This is a genomic window from Streptomyces carpinensis (assembly GCF_002154505.1).
Classification (GTDB): Bacteria; Actinomycetota; Actinomycetes; order Streptomycetales; family Streptomycetaceae; genus Streptomyces; species Streptomyces carpinensis.
On record NZ_MUBM01000767.1, the window covers coordinates 1 to 567 of the forward strand.

General features: G+C 69.3%; 1 protein-coding gene. It reads right to left on the reverse strand.

Annotation, left to right across the window (positions count from 1 at the left end):
- Positions 1–567, reverse strand: a 567-nt coding sequence (locus BZY54_RS48645) for an aminotransferase class III-fold pyridoxal phosphate-dependent enzyme (RefSeq protein ID WP_143668475.1), incomplete at both ends; no start/stop codon positions are given.

The window sequence follows — 567 nt, forward strand, 5'->3', positions numbered from 1 at the left end:
CGCCTCCCCGATGACCAGGGGCGGGATCAGTTTGATGACCTCCAGGTGGTCGCCGGAGACCTGGGTCAGGATCCGGTGCCGCTGGAGCAGCGGCACGACCACCATCTGTGCGAACAGGCCCTTGCGGGCCGCCTGGAGCATGGTCCACCGGCCGCGCAGCTTCAGCGACTTCGGCCGGCCGAACTCGATGCCGATCATCAGGCCCCGGCCGCGGACGTCGGCGAGCAGTTCGTAGCGGTCGACCAGCGCCGCCAGCCGGGACTTCAGCAGCTCGCCCGTGGCCCGTGCGTTGGCCACGATCTGCTCGTTCTCCATGACCGACAGCACGGCCAGGCCCGCCGCCATGGCCTGTGCGTTGGATCCGAAGCTCGCCGAGTGGACCAGCACGCGGTCGATCGAGGAGTAGACCTTCTTGAAGATCCAGTCCTTGCCGATGGTCGCGCTCACCGGCACGTAGCCGCCGGACAGGGCCTTGGCCACGCACACCAGGTCCGGCTCGACGCCGTCCTCGTGCTGGTAGGCGTAGAAGTCGCCGGTGCGGCCGAGGCCGGTCTGCACCTCGTCGGC